Raw genomic sequence first — 22,025 nt, forward strand, 5'->3', positions numbered from 1 at the left:
CACACGAATCCTTCGCCGTCGGCAAGCGGTATGAAGCAAGTGGCTCCGGCACTGCGCCGCAAGCGCCTGGGCATGCTCGACGCGCTGCTGCTGCTCGGCGCCGTCGCTACGTATTTCTTCGCCGATCTGTATCTGGCGCTCGCCACGAGCGTGCTGATCATGATCGTCTTCGCGCTCTCGCTCGATCTCGTGCAGGGCTACTGCGGCATCGAGACACTGGGGCATGCGGCGTTCTTCGGCAGCGGCGCATATGCGGCAGGCCTCTTCGCACTGCATGTCTCTCCGAACCCGCTGCTGGGCCTCGTGGCCGGTGCGCTGGTCGCGGGTGTCGTGGGACTGATCACGGGTGTGGTCGTGCTGCGCGTGAGCGGCCTCACGCAGATCATGCTCACGCTCGCTTGCGCCACGCTGCTCTATGAAGCGGGCAACATCGCCAAGTCGATCACGATGGGCGACGACGGCCTGACCGGCTACACGATCGCGCCGGTACTCGGCATGTTCGAGTTCGATATCTACGGCCATACGGCGTATCTCTACGCGTTCGCCGTGTTGCTCGCTGTCTACCTGTTCACGCAGTTCCTCGTGAATTCGCCTTTCGGTCTGACGGTGCAGGGCATTCGCGAGAACGCCATGCGCATGTCGCTGCTCGGCGTTCGCGTGGGGCTGCGCCGTCTGATGCTGTACACCATTGCCGCCGCACTGGCCGGCGTGGCGGGCGCGCTCTCGGCGCAGGTCAACAACATCGTTGCCCTCGACACGCTGTCGTTCACGCTGTCCGCAAACGTACTCGTGATGCTCGCGCTCGGCGGCACCGGGCGCCTTTACGGCGCGGTGCTCGGCGCGGTTGTCTTCATGGTGCTGTCCGATCGCATCGCGGCTATCGATCCGACGAACTGGCTCGCGGCGCTCGGCGTGCTGCTGATCGTCGTGGTGCGCTTCGCGCCGGACGGCCTGATCGGTGTGGTGGATCGCTTCACGGCGCGCACGCGCCGTCCGGCCCCGGCAGTGACGACAACGCAGGCAGGCGCCCCGCAGGCAACGAGCACGGACAAGGAGGTGACGCCGTGAGCGCTGCACTCGAAATTCAGGGACTGTCCAAGCGCTTCGGCCAACTGGATGTCACGCGCAACGTGAGTCTCTCGCTGCCGGCCGGCGCGCGTCATGCGCTGATCGGGCCGAACGGCGCAGGCAAGAGCACGCTGATGAACCTGCTCACGGGCGTGCTCAAGCCGAACGCGGGCGTGGTGCGCGTGGGGGGCACCGATGTAACGTCGATGCCGTCGCACAAGCGCGTGAAGCTCGGGCTGGCGCGTACGTTCCAGTTGAACACGCTGTTCGACACCCTCACGGTCGCGGAAAACGTGGCGCTTGCGCTCACGTCGCGGCGGGGCCTCGACGCACGCATCGGCAAGCCGCTGGCAAGTCGCCCTGCGGTGGTGGAAGAGGCGGCGGAGCGTTTGCGCGAACTCGGCATGCTCGAACTCGCCGGCAAGCGCATCAACGAACTCGCGTACGGTCAGCGTCGTCAGGTGGAGATCGCGCTGGGCCTCGCGCTCGATCCGAAAGTGCTGCTGCTCGACGAACCCGTCGCGGGTGTGCCGTCCGGGCAGGGGCGCAAGCTGTTCGAACTGCTCGAACGTTTGCCCGAGGACGTGGCGGTGATGGTTATCGAACACGACATGGATCTTGTCTTCCGCTTCGCGCGCCGTATCACGGTGCTGGTCGAGGGCGCGGTGCTCATGGAAGGCGAGAAGGACGAAGTGCGCAGCGATCCGCGCGTGCGCGATATCTATCTGGGGCGTCGCCATCATGACTGACATCCTGCTCGAGGCCGGTGGACTCAGTGCCGGGTATGGCGAAACCGTTGTGCTCGAAGATCTGAGTTTGCATGTTGCCGCAGGCGAAGCCGTCGCCATTCTCGGACGTAACGGCGTGGGCAAGAGTACGTTGCTGCTCAGCTTGCTGGGGTTGACCACGCGCCATGGCGGTGTGCTGCGCTATCGCGGCGACGACATCACGTCGTGGCCCGCGTTCCGGCGCGCCCGTGCCGGGCTGGCGCTCGTGCCGCAGGAGCGCGAGATATTCAAGTCGCTCTCGGTCGAAGAAAACCTGCAAGTCTCGGCAATGAACGAGGGCGCCGACGCCGCGGCCGGCAACACATGGACGCTGGCGCGCGTGTACGACCTGTTCCCGCGCCTGAAGGAGCGTCGTCGCAACCTCGGCAATCAACTCTCGGGCGGCGAGCAGCAGATGCTCGCCATCGGCCGCGCCTTGATCGGCAACCCCCGCGTCGTGCTGTTCGACGAGCCGTTCGAAGGACTCGCGCCGGTGATCGTCGATCAACTGGTCGACGCCTTCTGGAAACTGCGCGCCGATGGCGGCATGGGCGTGGTGCTCGTCGAGCAGCACGCGGAACTGGGCCTGGAGCTCACGGACCGGGCGCTGGTGCTCGACCGGGGCCGCCAGGTCTGGGCGGGACGCAGCGCCGATCTGGCGGCGTCGCCGGAATTGCTCGGCACGCTCGTCGGTCTGGAGAGCGCCTGAGCGGGGCATCGCGCAGCTAGCGCAACACGTATCAGAGTCAAACACATGAGCACAACACAGCACACCAACACTGCGGGCCTTGCGGGCCTCGTCGTCAGCGCCCACTCGGCAGACTTCGTCTGGCGCGCGGCGGGCACGATCGCGACCCACGTGGCGCAGGGATATCGCATGAAGATCGTCTGCCTGTCGTTCGGCGAGCGCGGCGAGTCGGCCAAGCTCTGGCGCAAGGGCGCAGAGATGACGGAGGCGAAGGTCAAGGCCGCACGCCGCGAAGAAGCGCAGCGCGCCGCGGACATTCTCGGCGCGGAGATCGAGTTTCTCGACATCGGCGATTACCCGATGCGCGTGTCGGACGAAACGCTGTTCAGGCTCGTCGACATCTACCGGGAATTGCAGCCGTCGTTCGTCCTCAGCCATTCGGAGAAGGACCCGTACAACTTCGATCACCCGCTCGCGATGCACGTCACGCAGGAGGCGCGCGTGATTGCGCAGGCCGAGGGTCACAAGCCGGGCGAGAAGATCATCGGCGCACCGGCGGTGCTGGCGTTCGAGCCGCATCAGACCGAACAGTGCGAGTGGATTCCGAACACCTTCGTGGACATTACCCCGGTGTGGGACAAGAAGCGCGCCGCCATCGAATGCATGGCCGGTCAGGAACACCTCTGGGATTACTACACGCGCGTGGCGCTGCAACGCGGCGTGCAAGCCAAACGCAACATCGGTATCACGGCCGCGCGCGACATCAAGTATGCGGAGGGGCTGATGCGCCTCACGCCGGTGGTTGCCGAGCAACTCTCGTAAACGATGGAGCAACTGTCATGATTCGCGGTGTCGTCGTTCGTCAAATTCCCCGTGTCGATGCCGCTACGCTCGACATTCTGCGCAGCGCCGGCAGCGCGACCGTCCACGAGGCGCAAAGCCGCCTCGGTCTGATGGCGACCTATCTGCGTCCGATCTACGCGGGGGCGTGTGTGGCGGGTAGCGCGGTGACCGTGCTCGCACCGCCGTCCGATAACTGGATGCTGCACGTCGCGGTGGAGCAGGCGCAGCCGGGCGACGTTGTCGTGGTCGGCGTGACCTCGCCGTGCGACGACGGCTACTTCGGCGATTTGCTCGCGACGTCGATGAAGGCGCGCGGCGTAGCCGGCCTCGTCATCGATGCCGGCTGCCGCGACATCGGCACACTGACCGAAATGCAATTCCCGGTGTGGTCGAAGGCCATCTCGTCGCAGGGCACCGTCAAGGAAACACTCGGCTCGGTCAACGTGCCGGTGGTCTGCGCCAACCAGATCGTGAACCCGGGCGACGTGATCGTCGCGGACGACGACGGTGTGGTCGTGGTGCCGTACGCCACGGCGCAAGCCGTTGCCAGGGCGGCAGCGGCGCGCGGCGCGGACGAAGCGTACAAGCGCGGTGTGCTCGCCGGCGGCACGCTGGGGCTCGACTATTACAAGATGCGCGAGCGTCTGGCCGAGAAAGGCCTGCGCTACGTCGATTCGCTCGACGAACTGCAAGGGAAATGACGAGCGCGACATGACGCATTCCCAAACGCGAATTCGCGCCGCCGTCATGCGGGGAGGCACCTCCAAGGGGCTGTACTTCCTCGCAGAGGACCTGCCGGCGAACGCCGCCACGCGCGACGCCGTGCTGCTCGCGGCGATGGGCTCGCCCGACGCTCGCCAGATCGACGGCATGGGCGGCGCGAACCCGCTCACGAGCAAGGTCGCCATCGTCTCGCGCGCGACGCGCCCGGACGCCGATGTCGACTATCTCTTCGCACAGGTGGTGGTCGACGAAGCACGCGTCGATTACGGACAAAACTGCGGCAATCTGCTGGCAGGCGTGGGGCCATTCGCCATCGAACGCGGGCTGGTAGCCGCGACGGGCGATGTGACCGACGTCGGCATTCATATGGTCAACACCGGACAAGTGGCGGTCGCCACGGTGCAGACCCCAGGGGGCCTGGTGAAGTACGACGGCGACGTGGCCATCGACGGCGTGCCGGGCACCGCTGCGCCGATTCCGCTGATGTTCCGCGATACCGCAGGGTCGTCGTGCGGCGCCCTGTTTCCGACCGGACAGCGTCAGGACGTCGTGTCGGGCGTCACGGTGACGTGCATCGACAACGGCATGCCGCTCGTCATCATGCGCGCAGCCGATCTCGGATGCACCGGCACGGAATCCTGCGACGCACTCGAATCCGGGGCCCAGTTCGGCGCAATGCGAGAGACCATCGAAGCGATTCGTCTGGCCGTGGGTCCGCGCATGAATCTGGGAGACGTGCGCTCGCGCACCGTGCCGAAGATGTGTCTCGTCGCGCCACCGCAGGCCGGCGGCGCGCTCGCCACGCGCTGCTTCATTCCGCATCGCTGCCATTCGTCCATCGGGGTGCTGGCAGCCGTGAGTGTGGCGACGGCGGCGGCACTGCCGGGCACCGTCTGTCATGAGATGGCAGTGGTGCCGCACGGCGATGCGCCGTTGCTTGCCATCGAACATCCGACCGGCGAGTTCACCGTGCGGCTCGCGCTCGGTGTCGACGGGCAGGGAGCGACGGAGGTCGCCGGCGCGGGTCTGCTGCGCACCGCGCGCTGGCTGTTCGACGGCGATGTCTGCATTCCCCGGCGTGTCTGGGCGCAGGGAGAAATGGCATGAGCACCGAACGTTCTCCTTTGCTCCTGCTCCCGGGCCTGCTCTGCGATCAGGTCGCATGGGCGCCGACCGCTGCACTGCTCTCCGAGTTCGATTGCCGGGTTCCCGCATGGGGTTCGCTCGACACCATCGAGGCGATGGCCGATCACGTGCTCGCCACGACTCCGGAGCGGCGTTTCGCGCTCGCGGGCCATTCGATGGGCGGGCGCGTGGCGCTCGAAGTGCTGCGCCGCGCACCGCATCGCGTGAGTCATCTCGCGTTGCTCGATACGGGCTACCAGGCATTGCCGGACGGCGAGGCGGCCGACAAGGAGCGCGGCGGCCGCGCCGCGTTGCTCGCGCGTTCGCGGGCGCACGGCATGCGTGCCATGGGGCAGGTCTGGGCGACCGGTATGGTGCATCCGGACCGGATCGGCACGCCGTGCTTCGACGCGATTCTCGACATGATCGAGCGCAGCAACCCCGATCAGTTCGCGGCGCAGATTCATGCGCTGCTGGGCCGTCCCGATGCCACTGCGCTGTTGAGCGACGTGCGTTGTCCGACCCTCGTGTTGTGTGGCCGTCAGGACACATGGAGTCCGCTTTCCCGCCACGAAGTCATGGCTGCACGGATTTCCGGCGCGGTACTGAGCGTCATTGAAGACAGCGGTCACATGAGTCCGATGGAACGTCCCGAAGCCGTGGCCGCCGCCATGCGCGCGTGGCTGGCGCGACCGGCCGTCGATGTGCCCGCACCGGAGGTGTCGTCATGACGCCGGGGGCTGCGCAGGAGGGCGCTCAGGGGAACGGCGAGGAGATCGTCGATCGGCAGAGTCTCGACGCCTTGCGCGCGAAGCAGGCCTGCCATGACCTCGTGATGCGATTCGTGCTGTGCAACGACCGTCGCGATCCGCAGGGGCTCGCGGCGCTATTTGCCGATAACGGCGTGCTGGTGCGTCCGAACGGCGAGACGCTCGTCGGTCGGGCGGCGATTGCGGCAGCGTATGCGGCTCGTCCGGCGGACCGGCTCACGAAGCATCTCGTGGGCAATGTGCTGATCGACGTGACGTCGGCCACGAGTGCGATCGGCAGCAGCGCGGTACTGCTCTGGAGCGCTTCGGCGCAGGACACCCCGGGGCCGTTCGGGCGTCCGGCACAAGGCCGTCAGGTCATGGGCGAATTCGAAGACACGTTCGTGCGCACGGTGCACGGCTGGCGTATTGCGCGGCGCGAGGCGCGTTTCACTTTCGTACGCGAGGCGTGAGGCAAAAACAGCACCTCACGTCATGCAAAAAAAAACGGGGACCGATGCCGGAAGGCAGTCCAGGAGGCGGCATCGGTCACCCGCCATGAGCAAGAAAGGCAGTACCGGAGGCGGCCGTAGTGCCGTCCCAAAAAAGGCTGGGCCGATGGCGACGCCAGGGGTTCGGAGATTGGGTTTGAAGTAGCTGTGTATTCAAAAACAAGGGGACAGAAGTGAAAGTGAAATACGCATTGGCCGCTGGCCTGCTGCTGGGTGCAGGCCTGGCGCACGCGCAAAGCAACGTGCAGGTGTACGGGATCATCGATACCGGCATCGCCTATTACAACAACGCTGCCAATGGCGGCAGCTTCATCGGCGAACCGACCCTCACGGGCAAGGTACCGTCGCGCTTCGGCTTCAAGGGGGTCGAAGATCTGGGCGGCGGACTCAAGGCCGTTTTCACGTTGGAAAACGGCTTCCAGCCGGGCACCGGCGGCCTGAACTACGGCGGGCGTCTGTTCGGCCGTCAGGCGAACGTCGGTCTGTCGGGTTCGTGGGGCACGTTGCTCATCGGTCGCCAGAACAACATGACGTTCTACGTGACGGGCAACGCCGACGTGATCGGACCGTCGATCTTCTCGCTCGCGAGTATCGACCCCTACATCGCCAACGCGCGCAGCGACAGCGCCATCGGCTACATGGGCAAGTTCTCCGGTGTGACCCTCGGTGCGACGTACAGCTTCGGCCGTGACGCATCCGCTGCCGGCGGCCCGTCGGCCACGAACTGCGCGGGCAACGTCGCAGGCAACTATCAGGCGTGCAAGCAGTTCACCGGCCTGATCGGCTACGACTACGAGAACTTCGGCATTTCGGCGTCGTACGACCAGATGCGCGGCAACACCGGGGCTGCCGCACCGTTGACCAGCTCGAATTACACCGATTCGCACTCGGTCGTCAACGCGTACTACAAGTGGTCGACGGGACGTGTGGGCGGCGGCTGGATTCATCGCAACGTGAGCGCCGACGCCGCATCGCTGCGCTCGGACATGTACTTCATCGGCTTCACGTATCTGCCGACGATCACCTGGGCGTTCGACGCACAGGCCATCCGTTATCAGTTGAAGAGCCGTGCCAACGCCACGATGCTCATCGGCCGCGCCACGTATTCGCTCTCGAAGCGCACGTCGGTGTACGGCATGGCAGGCTGGGTGGCGAACAGCCAGAACGGCGCCGTGGCGATTGCCGCAGGCGGCTCGGTCGTCACCGGCGGCAATCAGTTCGGCACGATGCTGGGCATTCAGCACACGTTCTGATCTGGCTCCGCCAGCAAGCGTGGCACCGTGTAGCGAGCACGTGCGAAGCGTCCGGGGGGGCGAGTCGCACGTGACGCGGTGCCGCGTCACTCCCTGTTGCGCGGCCCACGTCGTGGTGGCGTGCCGCGCTGCACGCGCGAGTGATCCGGCAGACGTCGTGCGGCGTGGCCGTGTGCAGCCGAACATTCCCCGAGCTGCACCATTGCGCACGACCTTCCTGCCCGGCCCGGGCTACGATGCCAACTCAGGCACTGGCTAGCGAGAAGCGACCCCCGGGCCGTGATTTTTTCGAGATGTCCGTTGTATGAAGCCATCGATGACACCCTGCGCACCGCTCGCCGAGGGACTGGCCGCGAGCGCCCGCCGCATCGCCGTACCGTCCATCCTGCTGGGTACGTTCCTCGGCAACCTCGACGCGTCCATCGCCAACGTTGCACTGCCCACCATCGCGCGAGATCTCGTCGCCGATCCGGCCGCGACCGTATGGGTCGTCAACGCTTATCAACTGATTTTCGCGATGGCCGTGCTGCCCCTCGCCGCGCTGGGCGAGAAGCTTGGCTATCGACGGGTATTCCTCTTTGGCGTTGCAGGTTTCACGCTGGCGTCGTTCGGCTGCGCGCTGGCGCCGACGCTGTCGTGGCTCGTGGCGGCGCGCGTCGTACAGGGTCTGTGCGGCGCCTGCATGTCGACCATCGTTCCGGCATTGCTGCGCATGGTCTTTCCGCCGCATATGGGCGGGCGCGCCATTTCGTTGCTTGCCCTGACCGTCGCCTTGTCGACGGCCGCAGGCCCGAGCGTGGCCGCCGCCATCCTGTCGCTGGGCGACTGGCGCTGGCTGTTCGCCATCAACCTGCCGATCGGGCTCGCGGCGTTTGCGGCGTCGGCGCGATTTCTGCCGGGCACTCCCGGCGCCGAGCGGCGTATCGACGTGCCCGGCGCGTTGCTCAATGCCGTCACGCTCGCGCTCATCATCATCGGATTGGGGCATGTGGGGGAGGCCGGGCATCACGGTGTGGCCGCGTTGCAGATCGGGCTGGGACTGATCGCCGCGGTCGTGCTGGTGCGCCATCAGCGCAGCCGCGAGACACCGTTGCTGCCGCTCGATCTGATGCGCGTGCCGGTGCTGGCGTTGTCGTCGCTCACGTCGGTGGCTTGTTACATGGCGCAGACGCTCGCGTATGTCGGCATGCCCTTTCTGTTGCAGCACGCTTTTGCGCGCGGCGAGGCGGCGACGGGTTTGCTGATGACGCCATGGCCGCTGGTGATCGTGTTCGTCGCACCCCTCGCCGGACGTCTGTCCGATCGCTTCGACAGTGCGCGCATGAGCGCACTCGGGCTCGGCGTGTTCGCCGTAGGACTGGCGCTGCTCGCATGGTTGCCGGCGAACGTGAGCGACTGGGGCATCGCCTGGCGCATGGTGGTCTGCGGTGTAGGCTTCGGCTTTTTCCAGACACCGAACAATCGCATCATCATGATGGGCGCGCCGCGCGAGCGCAGCGGCGCGGCAAGCGGCCTGATGACGATGGCGCGCACCGTCGGCATGACGCTCGGCGCGGCAGTCGTGGCACTGCTGTTCGATGTCCATGGCGACGACGGTGCGCGCGCGGCAATGATCGCGGCGACAGCACTGGCCGCGCTCGGCGGCGGGGTGAGTCTGCTGCGGGTGAGGGCAAAGGCGCGGGCCGGGTGAGCGGCGCGCGATTTGTCAAAGCGGGCATCGCGCGATAGCATCTTGCCTTGCTGTGACCGCGCCGCGTCCTCGGATCCGACGGACGACTTTTCGGGCGATGTCGGTCATGTTCACGTATCTCCTCGCAAGAATCTGCTATCTCCGTGCCTTCTTCTCACGTTCTGAGCCGGCGACGCCGGGCGCGCCGCGCCCGTAGCGAGCACGGCACGCGCGGTCCGGTCTGGCTGTTCGATCTGGACAACACGCTGCACCGCGCGTCTCACGCGATCTTCCCGCGCATCAACCACGCGATGACCGCCTATATCGTCGAGAGGCTGGGACTGGCGCAGGACGAGGCGAATCTGCTGCGCTCGACTTATACGGAGCGCTACGGCGCCGTGCTGCTCGGGCTGATCCGGCATCACGCCATCGATCCCCACGAATTTCTCGCGCAGGTCCACGTATTGCCGCCGCTGGCCGAGGTACTGCGCGCCGAGCGCGGCATCGCCCGGCTGGTTGCCGGGCTGCCGGGGCGCAAGATCCTGCTCACGAACGCGCCCGCGAATTACGCAATGCCCATCGTCGAGGCGCTGGGCATCCGTCGCCATTTCGAGCGCTGCGTGAGCATCGAGGACATGGCGGACCGCCGTGGATGGCGGGCCAAACCCGACGCGACGATGTTGCGCCGCCTGCTCGTGCGCGAAGGGCTGGCGCCGGCGCGAACGTGGCTCGTCGAAGACACGCGCTCGCATCTGAAGCACTTGCGCCACTTCGGCATCAAAACGGTCTGGATCACGGGGCACTTGCCGATCAGAAACAGTCTTGGCAAGGTTATGCCGCGAAGTGGCCGCCCACACTACGTGGATATCAAAGTACAATCTCTGCGCGAGTTACGGGCGAGCCTGGCGACCGGGGAAGGCGCAAAACGCGTGGCCCGGGCCACCCGATCCCGACAATTGAATCCCAACTGATAACGACCAGACAATGCAGCAGGAAAATTCTTCGAACGGCGCCGGGTACGGCACCGCCGATGCGCTGGAGGCCGCGCCAGCGCCGGTGAAGACCACCCGCCCCAAGCCGGGCGAGCGCCGCGTGCAGGTATTGCAGACCCTTGCCGCCATGCTTGAGACGCCCAAGGGCGAGAAGATCACCACGGCCGCGCTCGCCGCGCGTCTCGATGTCTCCGAAGCGGCGCTCTATCGTCACTTCGCGAGCAAGGCCCAGATGTTCGAAGGCCTGATCGAATTCATCGAACAGACCATCTTCGGTCTGATCAACCAGATCTCCGCACAGGATCAGGACGGCGTGTCGCAAGCGCGCGCCATTGTGCTGATGCTGCTCGGTTTCGCCGAGAAGAACCCCGGCATGACGCGCGTGCTGACCGGCGAAGCGCTGGTCGGCGAACACGAACGTTTGCAAGAGCGCATGAACCAGTTGCTCGACCGCATCGAGGCGTCGCTGCGCCAGGTGCTGCGTCTGGCCGCCGCGCAGGGCACGCTGCCCGAGACGTTCGACGCCAACTCGCGCGCGAACCTGCTCGTGTCTTACGTTCTGGGCCGCTGGCACCGTTTTGCCAAGAGCGGCTTCAAGCGCTCGCCGGCCGAAGGCGCCGAGCCGCAAGTCGCGGCCCTGCTGCGCTGAGGCAGTGGTCTGCGCCCCGTGCGCGGATTACGTTATACTTTCGCAACCCGCGATAGGGCCGACCCATCTGACGTTGGCCTTGTCGCGATGATTGGCGCGCCGATTTGGTGACTCGCTTGCGGGCGCGCGAATGACTCTGCCGGAGATGCTCCGGCGTGGGACATTCACTAAAAATGCGGCTAAAGAGGTCGTTCGCGCACCCCGCCGTTTTTCCGTCGACCCCTTTTCCCGCACAGAACGCTTCAGGACATCGTCCGTCGATGGTTGTCGATGACGACGTTGGCCCCGGCATGTTTCGGACAGGGATTTATGGAATCTTCAATCGGAATCGTCACGCCGCAGCGGATGCATTTCGCTGAGCCGCTGGCACTGCAAAACGGCAGCACCCTCGCCGGTTACGATCTCATGGTCGAGACCTATGGCGAGTTGAATGCTGACCGGAGCAACGCCGTGCTCGTATGTCACGCGCTCAATGCCTCGCATCACGTGGCGGGCATCGCCGCCGACAACCCAAAGGACATCGGCTGGTGGGACAACATGGTCGGGCCAGGCAAGCCGCTCGACACCCATCGCTTCTTCGTCATCGGTGTGAACAATCTCGGCTCGTGCTTCGGCTCGACGGGGCCGATGAGTCTCGACGAGACGACCGGCACGCCGTACGGCGCGCGCTTTCCTGTCGTGACGGTCGAAGACTGGGTCAATGCACAGGCGCGCGTGGCGGACGCTTTCGGCATTCGCAAATTCGCCGCCGTGATGGGCGGCAGCCTCGGCGGCATGCAGGCGCTCGCGTGGAGCATCATGTACCCGGAGCGCGTGGGACACTGTCTGGTGATCGCGTCCACACCGAAGCTCTCTGCCCAGAACATTGCATTCAACGAAGTGGCGCGCTCGGCGATCCTCTCCGACCCGGACTTCCACGGCGGCGACTACTACGCGCACGGTGTCGTGCCGCGTCGCGGCCTGCGCGTGGCGCGCATGATCGGCCATATCACGTATCTGTCCGATGAGGACATGGCGACCAAGTTCGGCCGCGCGTTGCGTCGCGCCGAGGCACTGGCCGACGGCGTGAAGTCCGGCACCGGCAACGGAAACGCTCAGGACGACGGCTATCGGTTCAGCTTCGACGTGGAGTTCGAAGTCGAGTCGTATCTGCGCTATCAGGGCGACAAGTTCGCCGAGTACTTCGACGCGAACACCTACCTGCTGATCACGCGTGCGCTCGATTACTTCGATCCGGCACGCACCGTCGGCGGCGATCTGGCGAAGGCGTTGTCGCACACGTCGGCCAAGTACCTGATCGTGTCGTTCACGACCGACTGGCGGTTCGCACCAACGCGCTCGCGGGAGATCGTCAAGGCGTTGCTCGATACGCGTCGCACCGTGAGTTACGCCGAGATCGACGCGCCTCACGGCCACGACGCCTTTCTGCTAACCGATGCGCGCTATCACAATCTGGTGCGCGCTTACTACGAACGTATCGCCCAGGAGGTCGGGGTATGAGCCAGTTCACCCACCCATCCGGCAGCCCGTCCACCAGCGCGCAGGCGGCACAACTGGCGGCGTCGCGCCATCGCATTTCGGCGTCGCTCGCGGATCGCCCGGATTTCCGTGTCATTGCGCGATGGATCGAACCGTCGTCGCAGGTGCTGGATCTGGGGTGTAGCGACGGCTCCTTGCTGCGTCTGCTCACCGACGAGCTTGACGTGAGCGGTTACGGCATCGAGATCGACGATGCCGGTGTGCTCGCCTCCGCGCAGCGCGGCATCAATGTCATTCAGCAGAATATGGAAGACGGGCTGAAGCTCTTCGAAGACCAGAGCTTCGACACCGTCATCCTGTCGCAAACGTTGCAGACGATCCATCGTACGGCGGACATTTTGCGCGAGACGGTGCGCGTCGGGCGTGAAGCCATCGTCTCGTTCCCAAATTTCGGTTACTGGCCGCATCGCCTGTCGGTGTTGCAGGGGCGCATGCCGGTGTCGAAGAGCCTGCCGTTCCAGTGGCACAACACGCCGAACGTGCGCGTGCTGACGATCAAGGATTTCGAGGCGCTGGCGCCGGACGTCGGCGTGAAGATTCTGGATCGCGCGGTGTTGCATAACGGACGACTCGTGTCGGTGGGCGCGAACTGGCGTGGTAGTCTTGCGGTCTATCGCGTCAAGCGTTCCTGAACCGACGGCAGCTTGCGGGGCAGCGTAGCGCCGGGTCCCCCTTGGAAGACGCTATCGGGGGCCGGGTGCCGCGCACTGCGGGCGGCTGGCCCCAACTGTCTTTTCCATGACCGATTTGCTGCGGCCCGACGACGGGCGCGTCTTTCACCCCACGCGGATGCTCATCTGCGTGATTCTCGGTTTCACCTCGGGTCTGCCGCTATTCATCCTGCTCAATCTCGTGCAGGCATGGTTGCGCAGCGAGCACGTCGATCTCAAGTCGATCGGCCTGTTCGCCCTGATCCAGTTTCCCTATACATGGAAGTTCCTGTGGGCGCCGCTCATGGATCGCTTCGCCCCCAACTTGCTGGGCTGGAAGCCGGGGCGCCGTCGCGGCTGGATGTTCGTGACCCAGTTGCTGGTCGCCGGCGCGGTGGCCGTCATGGGGACGTACTCGCCGCAGCGCGACCTGATGACGATTGCCGCGCTGGCAGCGGCGCTCGCGTTCTTCAGTGCGAGTCTCGATATTTGTCTGGATGCCTATCGGCGTGAATTGCTGTCCGACCGCGAGCAGGGCCTGGGCACGGCGATGCACGTGAACGCCTACAAGGTGGCGGGACTGGTGCCGGGCTCGCTCGCACTCATCCTGGCCGATCACCTGCCATGGTCGCAAGTGTTCTTCGCGACCGCGGCGTTCATGCTGCCCGGTATCGTGATGACGCTGGTGGTGAAGGAGCCGGAGATTCGCGGCACGCCGCCGAAGACGCTGCGCGAGGCGGTGGTCGAGCCATTCCACGAGTTCGTGACGCGCGGGGGCTGGTCGCAGGCGATGCTGGTGCTGGCGTTCATCTTTCTGTACAAGCTGGGCGATTCGATGGCGACATCGCTCGCCACGTCGTTCTATCTGGATCTCGGATTTACGAAGACGCAGATCGGCGTGGTGGCAAAGGCGACGAGCCTGTGGGCGAGCGTGGCGGGCGGGATCATCGGCGGCATCTGGCTGATAAAGCTGGGCATCAACCGCGGATTGTGGGTGTTCGGCGTACTGCAACTGGTGTCGGTGCTGGGCTTCGCCTGGCTGGCGGAAGCCGGGCCGGTGGTCGCGGGCCTCGGCGCGGTAATCGCGTTCGAGGCGTTCACGGCGGGGCTGGGTACGGCGGCGTTCACGGCGTACATTGCGCGCACTACGGACCCGCGCTACACGGCGACCCAGTTCGCGTTGTTCACGAGTCTGGCGTCGGTGCCGCGCACGTTCGCGAATGCGGGCACGGGCTACATCGTGGACGGCGTCGGCTGGCTGATGTTCTTTCTGATTTGTACGGCGCTTGCGGTGCCCGGCATGCTGCTTCTGCCCAAAGTCGCGCCGTGGGGTGCAGACGACGGCGGCGGCGACGGCGTGCCTGCGGCGGGCGGCGCACGCTGACCCGTTCGTGCTTGCGGCCTGGCCGGCCTGCGCCGCGGCCAGGCTGATTCCGCAAACGGAAACGCCGATCCTTTCGAGACCGGCGCTTCCGTTTTTCGCGAACCGCAGTCTTTACAGCGTGTGGTCGTAGTCCACCGTCAGCGGCGCGTGATCGCTGAACTTGATGTCGCGGAATACCGAGGTTGTCTTTGCCTTGCCCGCGATGCCCGGCGTGGCGATCTGGTAGTCGATGCGCCACCCGACGTTCTTCGCATACGCCTGACCGCGATTGCTCCACCATGTGTACTGTTCCGGGCGCTGATCCAGCGTGCGGAAAACGTCCACATAGCCGTGGTCGTCGAACAGTTGCGTGAGCCACGCGCGCTCTTCCGGCAGGAAGCCCGAGTTCTTCAGGTTGCCCTTCCAGTTCTTGATGTCGATTTCCTTGTGCGCGATGTTCACGTCGCCGCACAGTACGACCTCGCGCCCTGCGGCCTTGAGCGCCAGCAGATGCGGCATGAAGTCCGCCATGAAGCGGAACTTCGCCGCCTGACGTTCCTCGCCGCTCGACCCCGACGGGATGTACACCGAGATCACCGACAGGTTGCCGTAACGCACTTCGACGTAGCGACCTTCGGCGTCGAATTCGGCATTGTTCCAGCCGATGACGATGTCGTCCGGCTCGCGGCGCACATATACGCCCGCGCCGCTGTAGCCCTTCTTCTGCGCGTAGTGGAAATAGCCCTGATAGTCGTGCGGCTTGAGGAAGTCCGGCGTCATGTCGGGCAACTGGGCCTTGATCTCCTGTACGCACAGGATGTCGGCGTCCTGATTGCCGAACCACTCGAAGAAGCCCTTCTTGGCGGCCGATCGCACGCCGTTCAGATTCGCGGTAATGATGCGCATGAGTTCGATGTGTCGCGCCGGTTCGAAGTGTCATTCGAAGCGTCATTCGAAGCGTCGCGACGGCAGAGGGGAAAATTGTCAGCGGCAAGGATACCGCAATCGCCGGTGAGTGTCGGGCGACGGATCAGGTTCTGCGCGCCCCGCCCGCAATGGCTGCCTTCGCCTCGCCATCGCCGCCGGGGCCGAGGATGTCGCGCGCGAGCGCGAGCCAGCGTCGCGCTGCGTGCGACAAATAGGAGTCGCGCCGCCAGGCCATTGCCAGATCCCACGGAATCTCCGGGTCGCGCACGTCCGTGATGACGAAACGCTTCGGATCGAGCCGCGCGCAGAACGGCTCGGGCAGCAGCGCGATGCCCACGCCGTTGTCCACCATCGACGCAATGAAGTCCCACTGGCTCGAGCGTCCGGCGATCTTGGGCGTGAAACCCGCGCGCCGACAGGCGGCAATCACGAACTCCGACAACGCAAACCCTTCCCCGTAGAAGACGAAAGGCTCGTCGCGCAATTCGCCAAGACCGACGGACGCGCGGCCCTCCCAGCGGGAGTCCCGCGGGGCGATCAGACGCAGCTGGTAATGGCACACCGGCAGCACGTCGAGCACCGTCGGGTCGACCGGCAGCAACACCGCGCCCAGCTCGATCTCGCCGGCGAGCAACGCCTGCTGAATGGCGCGCGAGCCGGTCTCGAACAGCTTCATCTCGATGTCCGGATAGTGCTGGTGGAACGCGCCGATCACCGGGATGAACAGATCGCCGCCCAACGGCGGAATGCCGATCGACAATTCGCCGCGCGAGACAGTCTCCAGATCCGCCAGCTCCTGCTGCAAGCGGGCGTGCGCCGCAAGCACGTCCTGCCCGCGCTCGAAGACAACGCGTCCGGCATCGGTCAACTGAAGCCGCCGGCCCATGCCGCGTTCCTCGCGCAACATCAGCGGTGTGCCCAGCTCGTCTTCCAGCGCCTTGACCATCTTGCTGACGGTCGGCTGCGTGACGAACAGCGCTTCGGCCGCCGCCGTGAAGCTCTGCTGCCGCACCACTTCCACAAATCCTCGCAACGCACGCAGTTCCATAGGGGGTCTCTCGATTGCACCTTGATGGTGCGGTTTCGCGGAAAGCCCCGTCGGACAGGGCTTCCCCATGCACTATAAGGGTTAATACTTAAAACATTCCTGTTTGGAATCGATTTAATACGATTAATTCATTATATTTATGTTGCGGCGCTTCCTATACTTCACTTCGTATTCGTGAAAACCCTTACAGAGTTCGCCATGACCCAGATGATCGCCAGCCGTGTCTATCGCCGCAGCAAGGCCATTCTCGGCGTGCTTTGGCAGATTGCGCTCCTCACCGGGATTTATCTGGCAGCCGATGCTGCGTCGCGTCATTTTCATCTGCCCCTGCCGGGCGGCGTTCTCGGCCTGCTCGTCGTCGTGGCGCTGCTCATGAGCGGCGTGCTGAAGACGGAGAAAATCAAGCGCGGCGCCGACTGGTTCCTGGCGGAGATGATTCTCTTCTTCGTGCCGCTGGTTGCCGCGGTCATGCAATACAGCGACCTGCTGCGCAAGGAAGGCTTGCAACTGCTCGCCGTGATCGGCGTGGGTACCGCGCTCGTCATGATCTCGACGGCGCTGGCTGTCGACTTCGCCTGCCGCACGGAGCGTCGTCTCAAGCGCGCGCTGGTTCGCATTCCGGCCCGTCGCGCGCATGGGCACGATGCCCGCTGATGTCCCTGATGCCTTGTTCGATCGGCATCTCCTTTCACCCGAATAGCGCCCGCGGGGTCCAGTCATGAATCATACGGCGCTCCTGCTGCTCGTTCTCACCGTCTTCTTCTACTACGTGTCCAAGCGCCTGTACGCGCGCTTCGGCAAGGTGTGGCTCGGTCCGGCGATTCTCGCGCCGGTCCTGGTCATCGGCGTGATGATCGGCGGCGACATTTCCTATACGACGTACATCGCCGACTCGCGCTGGCTCGTGTGGCTGCTCGGTCCGACGACGATCGCCTTCGCGGTGCCGATTTACGAGCATCGCGACATCATCCGGCGCCACGCTTTCGCACTGACGTTCGGTGTGCTGGTGGCGATGGTCGTGGCCGTAGGCAGTTCGTACGTGCTCGCCCGCCTGTTCGAACTGCCGCCGGAGATGGCACGCAGCCTGCTCGCGCGTTCCATCTCGACGCCGTTCGCGCTGGCCGTCTCCGACCAGCTTGGCGGCTCGCGCGACCTGGTGGGACTCTTCGTCATCATTACGGGCCTGATCGGCATGCTGCTCGGCGAGGCGTTGCTGTCGTGGCTGCCGCTGCGCACCCGCATGGCGCGCGGCGCACCGTTCGGCGCGGGCGCCCATGGTTTCGGCACGGCCAAGGCGCGCCAGATCGGAGGCGAGGAGGGCGTGGTGGCCAGCCTTGTCATGATGATCAACGGCGTGCTCATGGTGCTCGCCGCCCCGTTGATCGCGCATCTGCCGATCTGACATCCGGCGCTCGCCGCTGCCGCGTCATCGCCGGCGGGGATCGGCGTCCACAGCGCGTCCCCATTTTCATGCGCACTCAAACAGCAAAAAAATAACCGTTCGGGCGTGGCCCCGACGCAACGTCGCGCATCAGTTTTGTTACAATGCCGGGGTCTTGAGGAGCGTTGCGACAGCCGAAGGGCTGCCAGGCTCAAGATCCTTCCTATTGGCCCCGCCGGCCGCCGGACTTACCCCCGGATCGTTGGCGAGTGGGCCCGAGAACGGCGCTCACGTCCCAACTATCTAGACTTTAGAGAAAGGAGGCGTGATGAACGCCGTAGTCGATTCGAAATTCTCCGATTTCCACGTTGCCGATATCAAGCTGGCCGACTGGGGCCGCAAAGAGCTGACCATCGCCGAGCGCGAAATGCCGGGTCTGATGGCCACGCGCGCCGAGTTCAGCGCCAGCCAGCCGCTCAAGGGCGCTCGCATCGCCGGTTCGCTGCACATGACCATTCAGACGGGCGTGCTCATCGAAACGCTGGTCGCGCTGGGCGCCGAAGTGCGCTGGGCCTCGTGCAACATTTTCTCGACGCAGGACCACGCCGCCGCCGCGATTGCCGCCGCGGGCATTCCGGTGTTCGCCTTCAAGGGCGAGTCGCTCGACGAGTACTGGGAATACAGCCACCGCATCTTCGAATGGCCGAACGGCCAGTTCGCCAACATGATTCTCGACGATGGCGGCGATGCCACGCTGCTGCTGATTCTCGGCAGCAAGGCCGAGAAGGACATCTCGGTCGTGGGCAACCCGACCAACGAAGAAGAAGTCGCGCTGTACGCTTCGATCAAGCGCCACCTCGAAGTCGACCCGCAGTGGTACAGCAAGCGCCTGTCGCAAATCAAGGGTGTGACCGAAGAGACCACCACCGGCGTGCACCGTCTGTATCAGATGGAAAAGGACGGCACGCTGCCGTTCCCGGCCATCAACGTGAACGATTCGGTGACCAAGTCGAAGTTCGACAACCTGTACGGCTGCCGCGAATCGCTGGTCGACGGTATCAAGCGCGCGACCGATGTGATGATCGCCGGCAAGATCGCGCTCGTGGCCGGTTACGGTGACGTGGGCAAGGGCTGCGCGCAAAGCCTGCGCGGTCTCGGTGCGACGGTGTGGGTCACGGAAATCGATCCGATCTGCGCACTGCAAGCCGCCATGGAAGGTTACCGTGTCGTGACGATGGAATACGCGGCCGACAAGGCCGACATCTTCGTGACGGCCACCGGCAACTTCCACGTGATCGATCACGACCACATGGCCGCGATGAAGCATCAGGCCATCGTGTGCAACATCGGTCACTTCGACTCGGAAATCAATGTGGCGTCCACCCGCAAGTACCAGTGGGAAAACATCAAGCCGCAGGTCGATCACATCATCTTCCCGGACGGCAAGCGCATCATCCTGCTGGCGGAAGGCCGTCTCGTGAACCTGGGCTGCGCCACGGGCCACCCGTCGTTCGTGATGAGCAACTCGTTCACCAACCAGACGCTCGCACAGATCGAACTGTTCGTGCACGGCGCCAAGTACAAGAACAGCGTGTACGTGCTGCCGAAGCACCTGGACGAGAAGGTGGCGCGTCTGCATCTGGGCCGTATCGGTGCCGAACTGACCGTGCTGACCGACGATCAGGCGAAGTACATCAGCGTGGACAAGAACGGTCCGTTCAAGCCGGCGCACTACCGTTATTGATGGTTTGATTCGACGCCTGCCGCCCGAACGCCAAGCGGTTGTCAGCGGGTTGCCGGTACGTCGCACGCTGGGGCGCGACGTACCGGTGCAAGGCACTCCGGGAGAGGGCGTCGGGACGGCGCGGCGGCATCGGTCGCCGTCGCGCACGCTTTACCGTGCTTGTATTTCCCACCGCCGGTGCCGGTACGACTATCGGCGCCGGCACGTTCTCCGGAGCTTGCCATGCGTCTGCTGCTGATTTGGCTCATCAATGCCATCGCGCTTCTCGTTTTGCCGTACATCGTGTCGGGCGTTCAGCTCAAGGGCATCGGCACGGCACTGATCGTCGCAGTCGTGCTTGGCCTGATCAACGCGTTCCTGCGTCCGCTGCTCGTCGTGCTGACGTTGCCTGTGACGGTGGTGACGCTGGGGCTGTTCATTTTCGTCATCAACGCGTTGTTGTTCTGGCTGGCCTCGCATGTCGTCAAGGGCTTCGAAGTCTCCGGCTTCTGGGCGGCGCTGTTCGGCTCGCTGCTGTACAGCCTGATCTCGTGGATTCTGTCGGCGCTGGTGTTCGGCGAACGCGCCACCAACGTTTAAGCGTCGACGCCGTCGCGCCGGCGGCTCTTTGCAGGAAACCCGCAAGTCATGTCGCAAGTTCTTCGCGCCGATCAGGCCCTCGTCTCCCGGGGGCTGGCCGCATCGCGCACCGTCGCTCAACGTCTGATCGATGCAGGGCGCGTGTATTACGCCGGCACCGAAACGGCACTCAAAAAAGCCAGCCAGCCGGTGGCGGGCGATGAGGATCTGGAGGTGCGGGCGGCGGCCGACGGCCTGCCGGGCGAAGACCGTTATGTCTCGCGCGGCGGGCTGAAGCTGGCCGGTGCACTCGCGCAGACGGGACTCGACGTGACCGGGCGTGCGGCGCTCGACGTCGGCCTGTCGACCGGTGGCTTCGCGGACTGTCTCTTGCAGGCTGGCGCGGCGCGGGTCGTCGGGGTGGACGTGGGGCATGGGCAGTTGCACCAGCGGCTGATGGGCGAGCCGCGGCTCATATCCCTCGAAGGCATCAACGCGCGGCATCTGTCGCGGCAGATGCTTGACGAACGTCTGGCCGAAGTGGCGCGGGACGGTTCGCCATGTGCCGTGCCGGCGGCCGGTTTCGATCTGATCGTCGGCGATGTGTCGTTCATCTCGCTCACGCTGATCCTGCCGGCCCTCGCTCCGCTGCTGGGGGCGAGCGGCGATCTGCTGATGCTCGTGAAGCCGCAATTCGAAGTGGGACGGGAGCACATCGCACGCGGTGGCCTCGTGAAAGATACGGCGCAGTATGCGCAGGTAGAGACAAAGATCCGCACCGCCTGCGAGACGCTTGGACTGACGGTCGCCGCATGGCTCGACAGTCCGATCGCCGGCGGTGACGGCAACCGGGAGTTCTTCGTGCACGCCAGGCGCGCGGCATGAGCGGCTCTCTCGATAACAAGACGATCATGACGCAACCTTCCTTCAGTTTCGAATTCTTCCCGCCCAAGACGGCCGACGGCGCGGAGAAGCTGCGCGCGACGCGTCAGCAGCTGTTCCCGCTCGGGCCGAAGTTCGTTTCGGTGACGTTCGGTGCCGGCGGCTCCACGCAGCGGGGCACGCTCGACACGGTCATCGAAATCCAGCGCGAAGGCGTGGACGCCGCGCCGCACCTCTCATGCGTGGGCTCGACCCGCGAGAACATCCGCGACATTCTCGGGACATACCGTGACCACGGCATCCGTCACATCGTGGCGCTGCGTGGCGATCTGCCCTCGGGCATGGGCGAAATCGGCGAGTTCCGCTATGCGTCGGAACTGGTCGAATTCATTCGCGCGGAGACGGGCGACTGGTTCCACATCGAAGTGGCGGCCTACCCCGAATATCACCCGCAGGCGAAGTCGCCGCGCCTCGATCTGGAGCATTTCGCCAACAAGGTGAAGGCGGGCGCCAATGCGGCCATCACCCAGTACTTCTTCAACGCGGACGCCTATTTCCGTTTCGTCGACGACGTTTCCCGTCTGGGCGTGAACGTGCCGATCGTGCCGGGCATCATGCCGATCACGAATTACTCGCAGATGATGCGTTTCTCGGAGATGTGCGGCGCCGAAGTGCCGCGCTGGATCGCCAAGCGTCTCGAAGGGTTCGGCGACGACCGCGAGTCGATCCGTGCCTTCGGGCTCGATGTGGTCTCGGCGCTGTGCGAACGCTTGCTCAGGGAAGGCGCGCCGGGGCTGCATTTCTATACGCTCAACGCGGCTTCGGCGACCAAGGCGATGTGGCAACGCCTCGGGCTGTAACCGCCGCCGCGACGATCACGGGCGGCAGGTCGGCA

The 22,025-nt window shown here is 65.0% G+C and carries 23 protein-coding genes and 1 riboswitch; of the genes, 21 read left to right on the forward strand and 2 right to left on the reverse strand.

Going from position 1 to position 22,025, the window contains the following annotated elements; genetic code table 11:
* Window positions 1–30: 30 nt before the first annotated feature.
* The 15 genes from AB870_RS01150 to AB870_RS01220 all read left to right on the forward strand — a co-directional run bounded on the left by AB870_RS01150 (window position 31) and on the right by AB870_RS01220 (window position 14,611).
* Window positions 31–1,068: a branched-chain amino acid ABC transporter permease gene (locus AB870_RS01150; RefSeq protein ID WP_047906602.1), complete on the forward strand. Its 1,038-nt coding sequence runs from the start codon at window positions 31–33 to the stop codon at window positions 1,066–1,068.
* Window positions 1,065–1,817, forward strand: a complete 753-nt coding sequence (locus AB870_RS01155; RefSeq protein WP_047906603.1) for an ABC transporter ATP-binding protein — start codon at window positions 1,065–1,067, stop codon at window positions 1,815–1,817. Before AB870_RS01150 ends, AB870_RS01155 begins: the two co-directional genes overlap by 4 nt.
* Entirely contained in the window at window positions 1,810–2,544 is a 735-nt protein-coding gene (locus AB870_RS01160) for an ABC transporter ATP-binding protein (RefSeq protein ID WP_047906604.1), read from the forward strand. Before AB870_RS01155 ends, AB870_RS01160 begins: the two co-directional genes overlap by 8 nt.
* Before the next feature lie 45 nt (window positions 2,545–2,589).
* The gene (locus AB870_RS01165; protein ID WP_047906605.1) at window positions 2,590–3,345 is read left to right on the forward strand and encodes a PIG-L deacetylase family protein; all 756 of its coding nucleotides are present in this window, start codon (window positions 2,590–2,592) and stop codon (window positions 3,343–3,345) included.
* 17 nt (window positions 3,346–3,362) lie between these two features.
* On the forward strand, window positions 3,363–4,067 hold the full coding sequence (locus AB870_RS01170) for a 4-carboxy-4-hydroxy-2-oxoadipate aldolase/oxaloacetate decarboxylase (RefSeq protein ID WP_174554711.1): 705 nt from the start codon (window positions 3,363–3,365) through the stop codon (window positions 4,065–4,067).
* Between the two features lie 10 nt (window positions 4,068–4,077).
* On the forward strand, window positions 4,078–5,196 hold the full coding sequence (locus AB870_RS01175) for a 4-oxalomesaconate tautomerase (protein WP_047906606.1): 1,119 nt from the start codon (window positions 4,078–4,080) through the stop codon (window positions 5,194–5,196).
* The gene (locus AB870_RS01180; RefSeq protein ID WP_047906607.1) at window positions 5,193–5,945 is read left to right on the forward strand and encodes an alpha/beta fold hydrolase; all 753 of its coding nucleotides are present in this window, start codon (window positions 5,193–5,195) and stop codon (window positions 5,943–5,945) included. The genes AB870_RS01175 and AB870_RS01180 overlap by 4 nt, the downstream gene beginning before the upstream one ends.
* Window positions 5,942–6,436 carry a nuclear transport factor 2 family protein gene (locus AB870_RS01185; protein ID WP_084663202.1) on the forward strand — a complete coding sequence of 165 codons (495 nt, stop codon included), beginning with the start codon at window positions 5,942–5,944 and terminating at the stop codon, window positions 6,434–6,436. The genes AB870_RS01180 and AB870_RS01185 overlap by 4 nt, the downstream gene beginning before the upstream one ends.
* A gap of 218 nt (window positions 6,437–6,654) precedes the next feature.
* Window positions 6,655–7,728: a porin gene (locus tag AB870_RS01190; RefSeq protein WP_418304017.1), complete on the forward strand. Its 1,074-nt coding sequence runs from the start codon at window positions 6,655–6,657 to the stop codon at window positions 7,726–7,728.
* A gap of 304 nt (window positions 7,729–8,032) precedes the next feature.
* Window positions 8,033–9,418 (forward strand): MFS transporter, encoded by a 1,386-nt coding sequence (locus tag AB870_RS01195; protein WP_237170020.1) that lies wholly within the window; start codon window positions 8,033–8,035, stop codon window positions 9,416–9,418.
* 143 nt (window positions 9,419–9,561) lie between these two features.
* Entirely contained in the window at window positions 9,562–10,368 is an 807-nt protein-coding gene (locus tag AB870_RS01200; RefSeq protein WP_084663203.1) for an HAD-IA family hydrolase, read from the forward strand.
* A 13-nt stretch (window positions 10,369–10,381) separates the two neighbouring features.
* Window positions 10,382–11,038 carry a nucleoid occlusion factor SlmA gene (gene slmA, locus AB870_RS01205; protein ID WP_063389806.1) on the forward strand — a complete coding sequence of 219 codons (657 nt, stop codon included), beginning with the start codon at window positions 10,382–10,384 and terminating at the stop codon, window positions 11,036–11,038.
* A gap of 309 nt (window positions 11,039–11,347) precedes the next feature.
* Complete coding sequence (metX, locus tag AB870_RS01210) at window positions 11,348–12,538, forward strand: homoserine O-succinyltransferase MetX (protein WP_047908656.1); 1,191 nt, start codon at window positions 11,348–11,350, stop codon at window positions 12,536–12,538.
* Entirely contained in the window at window positions 12,535–13,209 is a 675-nt protein-coding gene (metW, locus tag AB870_RS01215; protein WP_237170021.1) for a methionine biosynthesis protein MetW, read from the forward strand. The genes metX and metW overlap by 4 nt, the downstream gene beginning before the upstream one ends.
* Before the next feature lie 106 nt (window positions 13,210–13,315).
* Window positions 13,316–14,611, forward strand: a complete 1,296-nt coding sequence (locus AB870_RS01220; protein ID WP_047906610.1) for an AmpG family muropeptide MFS transporter — start codon at window positions 13,316–13,318, stop codon at window positions 14,609–14,611.
* A 111-nt stretch (window positions 14,612–14,722) separates the two neighbouring features.
* Here AB870_RS01220 and AB870_RS01225 read toward each other — a convergent pair whose 3' ends face one another.
* Both AB870_RS01225 and AB870_RS01230 read right to left on the reverse strand, forming a co-directional pair.
* The gene (locus tag AB870_RS01225) at window positions 14,723–15,496 is read right to left on the reverse strand and encodes an exodeoxyribonuclease III (protein WP_047906611.1); all 774 of its coding nucleotides are present in this window, start codon (window positions 15,494–15,496) and stop codon (window positions 14,723–14,725) included.
* Between the two features lie 124 nt (window positions 15,497–15,620).
* Window positions 15,621–16,565 carry a LysR family transcriptional regulator gene (locus tag AB870_RS01230; protein ID WP_047906612.1) on the reverse strand — a complete coding sequence of 315 codons (945 nt, stop codon included), beginning with the start codon at window positions 16,563–16,565 and terminating at the stop codon, window positions 15,621–15,623.
* Window positions 16,566–16,763: 198 nt separating this feature from the next.
* Here AB870_RS01230 and AB870_RS01235 point away from each other — a divergent pair, with 198 nt between their 5' ends.
* The 6 genes from AB870_RS01235 to metF all read left to right on the forward strand — a co-directional run bounded on the left by AB870_RS01235 (window position 16,764) and on the right by metF (window position 21,990).
* Window positions 16,764–17,219 carry a CidA/LrgA family protein gene (locus tag AB870_RS01235; protein WP_047906613.1) on the forward strand — a complete coding sequence of 152 codons (456 nt, stop codon included), beginning with the start codon at window positions 16,764–16,766 and terminating at the stop codon, window positions 17,217–17,219.
* A 64-nt stretch (window positions 17,220–17,283) separates the two neighbouring features.
* The gene (locus AB870_RS01240; protein ID WP_047906614.1) at window positions 17,284–17,967 is read left to right on the forward strand and encodes an LrgB family protein; all 684 of its coding nucleotides are present in this window, start codon (window positions 17,284–17,286) and stop codon (window positions 17,965–17,967) included.
* Window positions 17,968–18,117: 150 nt separating this feature from the next.
* Window positions 18,118–18,243: riboswitch (S-adenosyl-L-homocysteine riboswitch) on the forward strand.
* Between the two features lie 31 nt (window positions 18,244–18,274).
* The gene (gene ahcY / locus AB870_RS01245) at window positions 18,275–19,690 is read left to right on the forward strand and encodes an adenosylhomocysteinase (protein ID WP_047906615.1); all 1,416 of its coding nucleotides are present in this window, start codon (window positions 18,275–18,277) and stop codon (window positions 19,688–19,690) included.
* A gap of 222 nt (window positions 19,691–19,912) precedes the next feature.
* A complete protein-coding gene (locus AB870_RS01250) occupies window positions 19,913–20,269 on the forward strand; it encodes a phage holin family protein (protein ID WP_047906616.1) in 357 nt (118 codons plus the stop codon).
* 48 nt (window positions 20,270–20,317) lie between these two features.
* Complete coding sequence (locus AB870_RS01255) at window positions 20,318–21,133, forward strand: TlyA family RNA methyltransferase (RefSeq protein WP_047906617.1); 816 nt, start codon at window positions 20,318–20,320, stop codon at window positions 21,131–21,133.
* A 26-nt stretch (window positions 21,134–21,159) separates the two neighbouring features.
* Window positions 21,160–21,990: a methylenetetrahydrofolate reductase [NAD(P)H] gene (gene metF / locus AB870_RS01260; protein ID WP_047908658.1), complete on the forward strand. Its 831-nt coding sequence runs from the start codon at window positions 21,160–21,162 to the stop codon at window positions 21,988–21,990.
* The last annotated feature ends 35 nt before the right edge of the window (window positions 21,991–22,025 follow it).

The sequence above is a fragment of the Pandoraea faecigallinarum genome, from assembly GCF_001029105.3.
Lineage (GTDB): Bacteria > Pseudomonadota > Gammaproteobacteria > Burkholderiales > Burkholderiaceae > Pandoraea > Pandoraea faecigallinarum.

What these genes read in the sequence shown, in the direction of transcription:
- AB870_RS01235 (WP_047906613.1), top strand. Translation starts at nt 16,764, where the DNA reads ATGACCCAGATGATCGCCAGCCGTGTCTATCGCCGCAGCAAGGCCATT.
- AB870_RS01150 (WP_047906602.1), top strand. Translation starts at nt 31, where the DNA reads ATGAAGCAAGTGGCTCCGGCACTGCGCCGCAAGCGCCTGGGCATGCTC.
- ahcY (WP_047906615.1), top strand. Translation starts at nt 18,275, where the DNA reads ATGAACGCCGTAGTCGATTCGAAATTCTCCGATTTCCACGTTGCCGAT.
- AB870_RS01185 (WP_084663202.1), top strand. Translation starts at nt 5,942, where the DNA reads ATGACGCCGGGGGCTGCGCAGGAGGGCGCTCAGGGGAACGGCGAGGAG.
- AB870_RS01230 (WP_047906612.1), bottom strand. Translation starts at nt 16,565, where the DNA reads ATGGAACTGCGTGCGTTGCGAGGATTTGTGGAAGTGGTGCGGCAGCAG.
- metF (WP_047908658.1), top strand. Translation starts at nt 21,160, where the DNA reads ATGACGCAACCTTCCTTCAGTTTCGAATTCTTCCCGCCCAAGACGGCC.
- AB870_RS01220 (WP_047906610.1), top strand. Translation starts at nt 13,316, where the DNA reads ATGACCGATTTGCTGCGGCCCGACGACGGGCGCGTCTTTCACCCCACG.
- AB870_RS01225 (WP_047906611.1), bottom strand. Translation starts at nt 15,496, where the DNA reads ATGCGCATCATTACCGCGAATCTGAACGGCGTGCGATCGGCCGCCAAG.
- AB870_RS01175 (WP_047906606.1), top strand. Translation starts at nt 4,078, where the DNA reads ATGACGCATTCCCAAACGCGAATTCGCGCCGCCGTCATGCGGGGAGGC.
- AB870_RS01165 (WP_047906605.1), top strand. Translation starts at nt 2,590, where the DNA reads ATGAGCACAACACAGCACACCAACACTGCGGGCCTTGCGGGCCTCGTC.
- AB870_RS01195 (WP_237170020.1), top strand. Translation starts at nt 8,033, where the DNA reads ATGAAGCCATCGATGACACCCTGCGCACCGCTCGCCGAGGGACTGGCC.
- slmA (WP_063389806.1), top strand. Translation starts at nt 10,382, where the DNA reads ATGCAGCAGGAAAATTCTTCGAACGGCGCCGGGTACGGCACCGCCGAT.
- AB870_RS01240 (WP_047906614.1), top strand. Translation starts at nt 17,284, where the DNA reads ATGAATCATACGGCGCTCCTGCTGCTCGTTCTCACCGTCTTCTTCTAC.
- AB870_RS01250 (WP_047906616.1), top strand. Translation starts at nt 19,913, where the DNA reads ATGCGTCTGCTGCTGATTTGGCTCATCAATGCCATCGCGCTTCTCGTT.
- AB870_RS01255 (WP_047906617.1), top strand. Translation starts at nt 20,318, where the DNA reads ATGTCGCAAGTTCTTCGCGCCGATCAGGCCCTCGTCTCCCGGGGGCTG.
- AB870_RS01160 (WP_047906604.1), top strand. Translation starts at nt 1,810, where the DNA reads ATGACTGACATCCTGCTCGAGGCCGGTGGACTCAGTGCCGGGTATGGC.
- AB870_RS01180 (WP_047906607.1), top strand. Translation starts at nt 5,193, where the DNA reads ATGAGCACCGAACGTTCTCCTTTGCTCCTGCTCCCGGGCCTGCTCTGC.
- metX (WP_047908656.1), top strand. Translation starts at nt 11,348, where the DNA reads ATGGAATCTTCAATCGGAATCGTCACGCCGCAGCGGATGCATTTCGCT.
- metW (WP_237170021.1), top strand. Translation starts at nt 12,535, where the DNA reads ATGAGCCAGTTCACCCACCCATCCGGCAGCCCGTCCACCAGCGCGCAG.
- AB870_RS01170 (WP_174554711.1), top strand. Translation starts at nt 3,363, where the DNA reads ATGATTCGCGGTGTCGTCGTTCGTCAAATTCCCCGTGTCGATGCCGCT.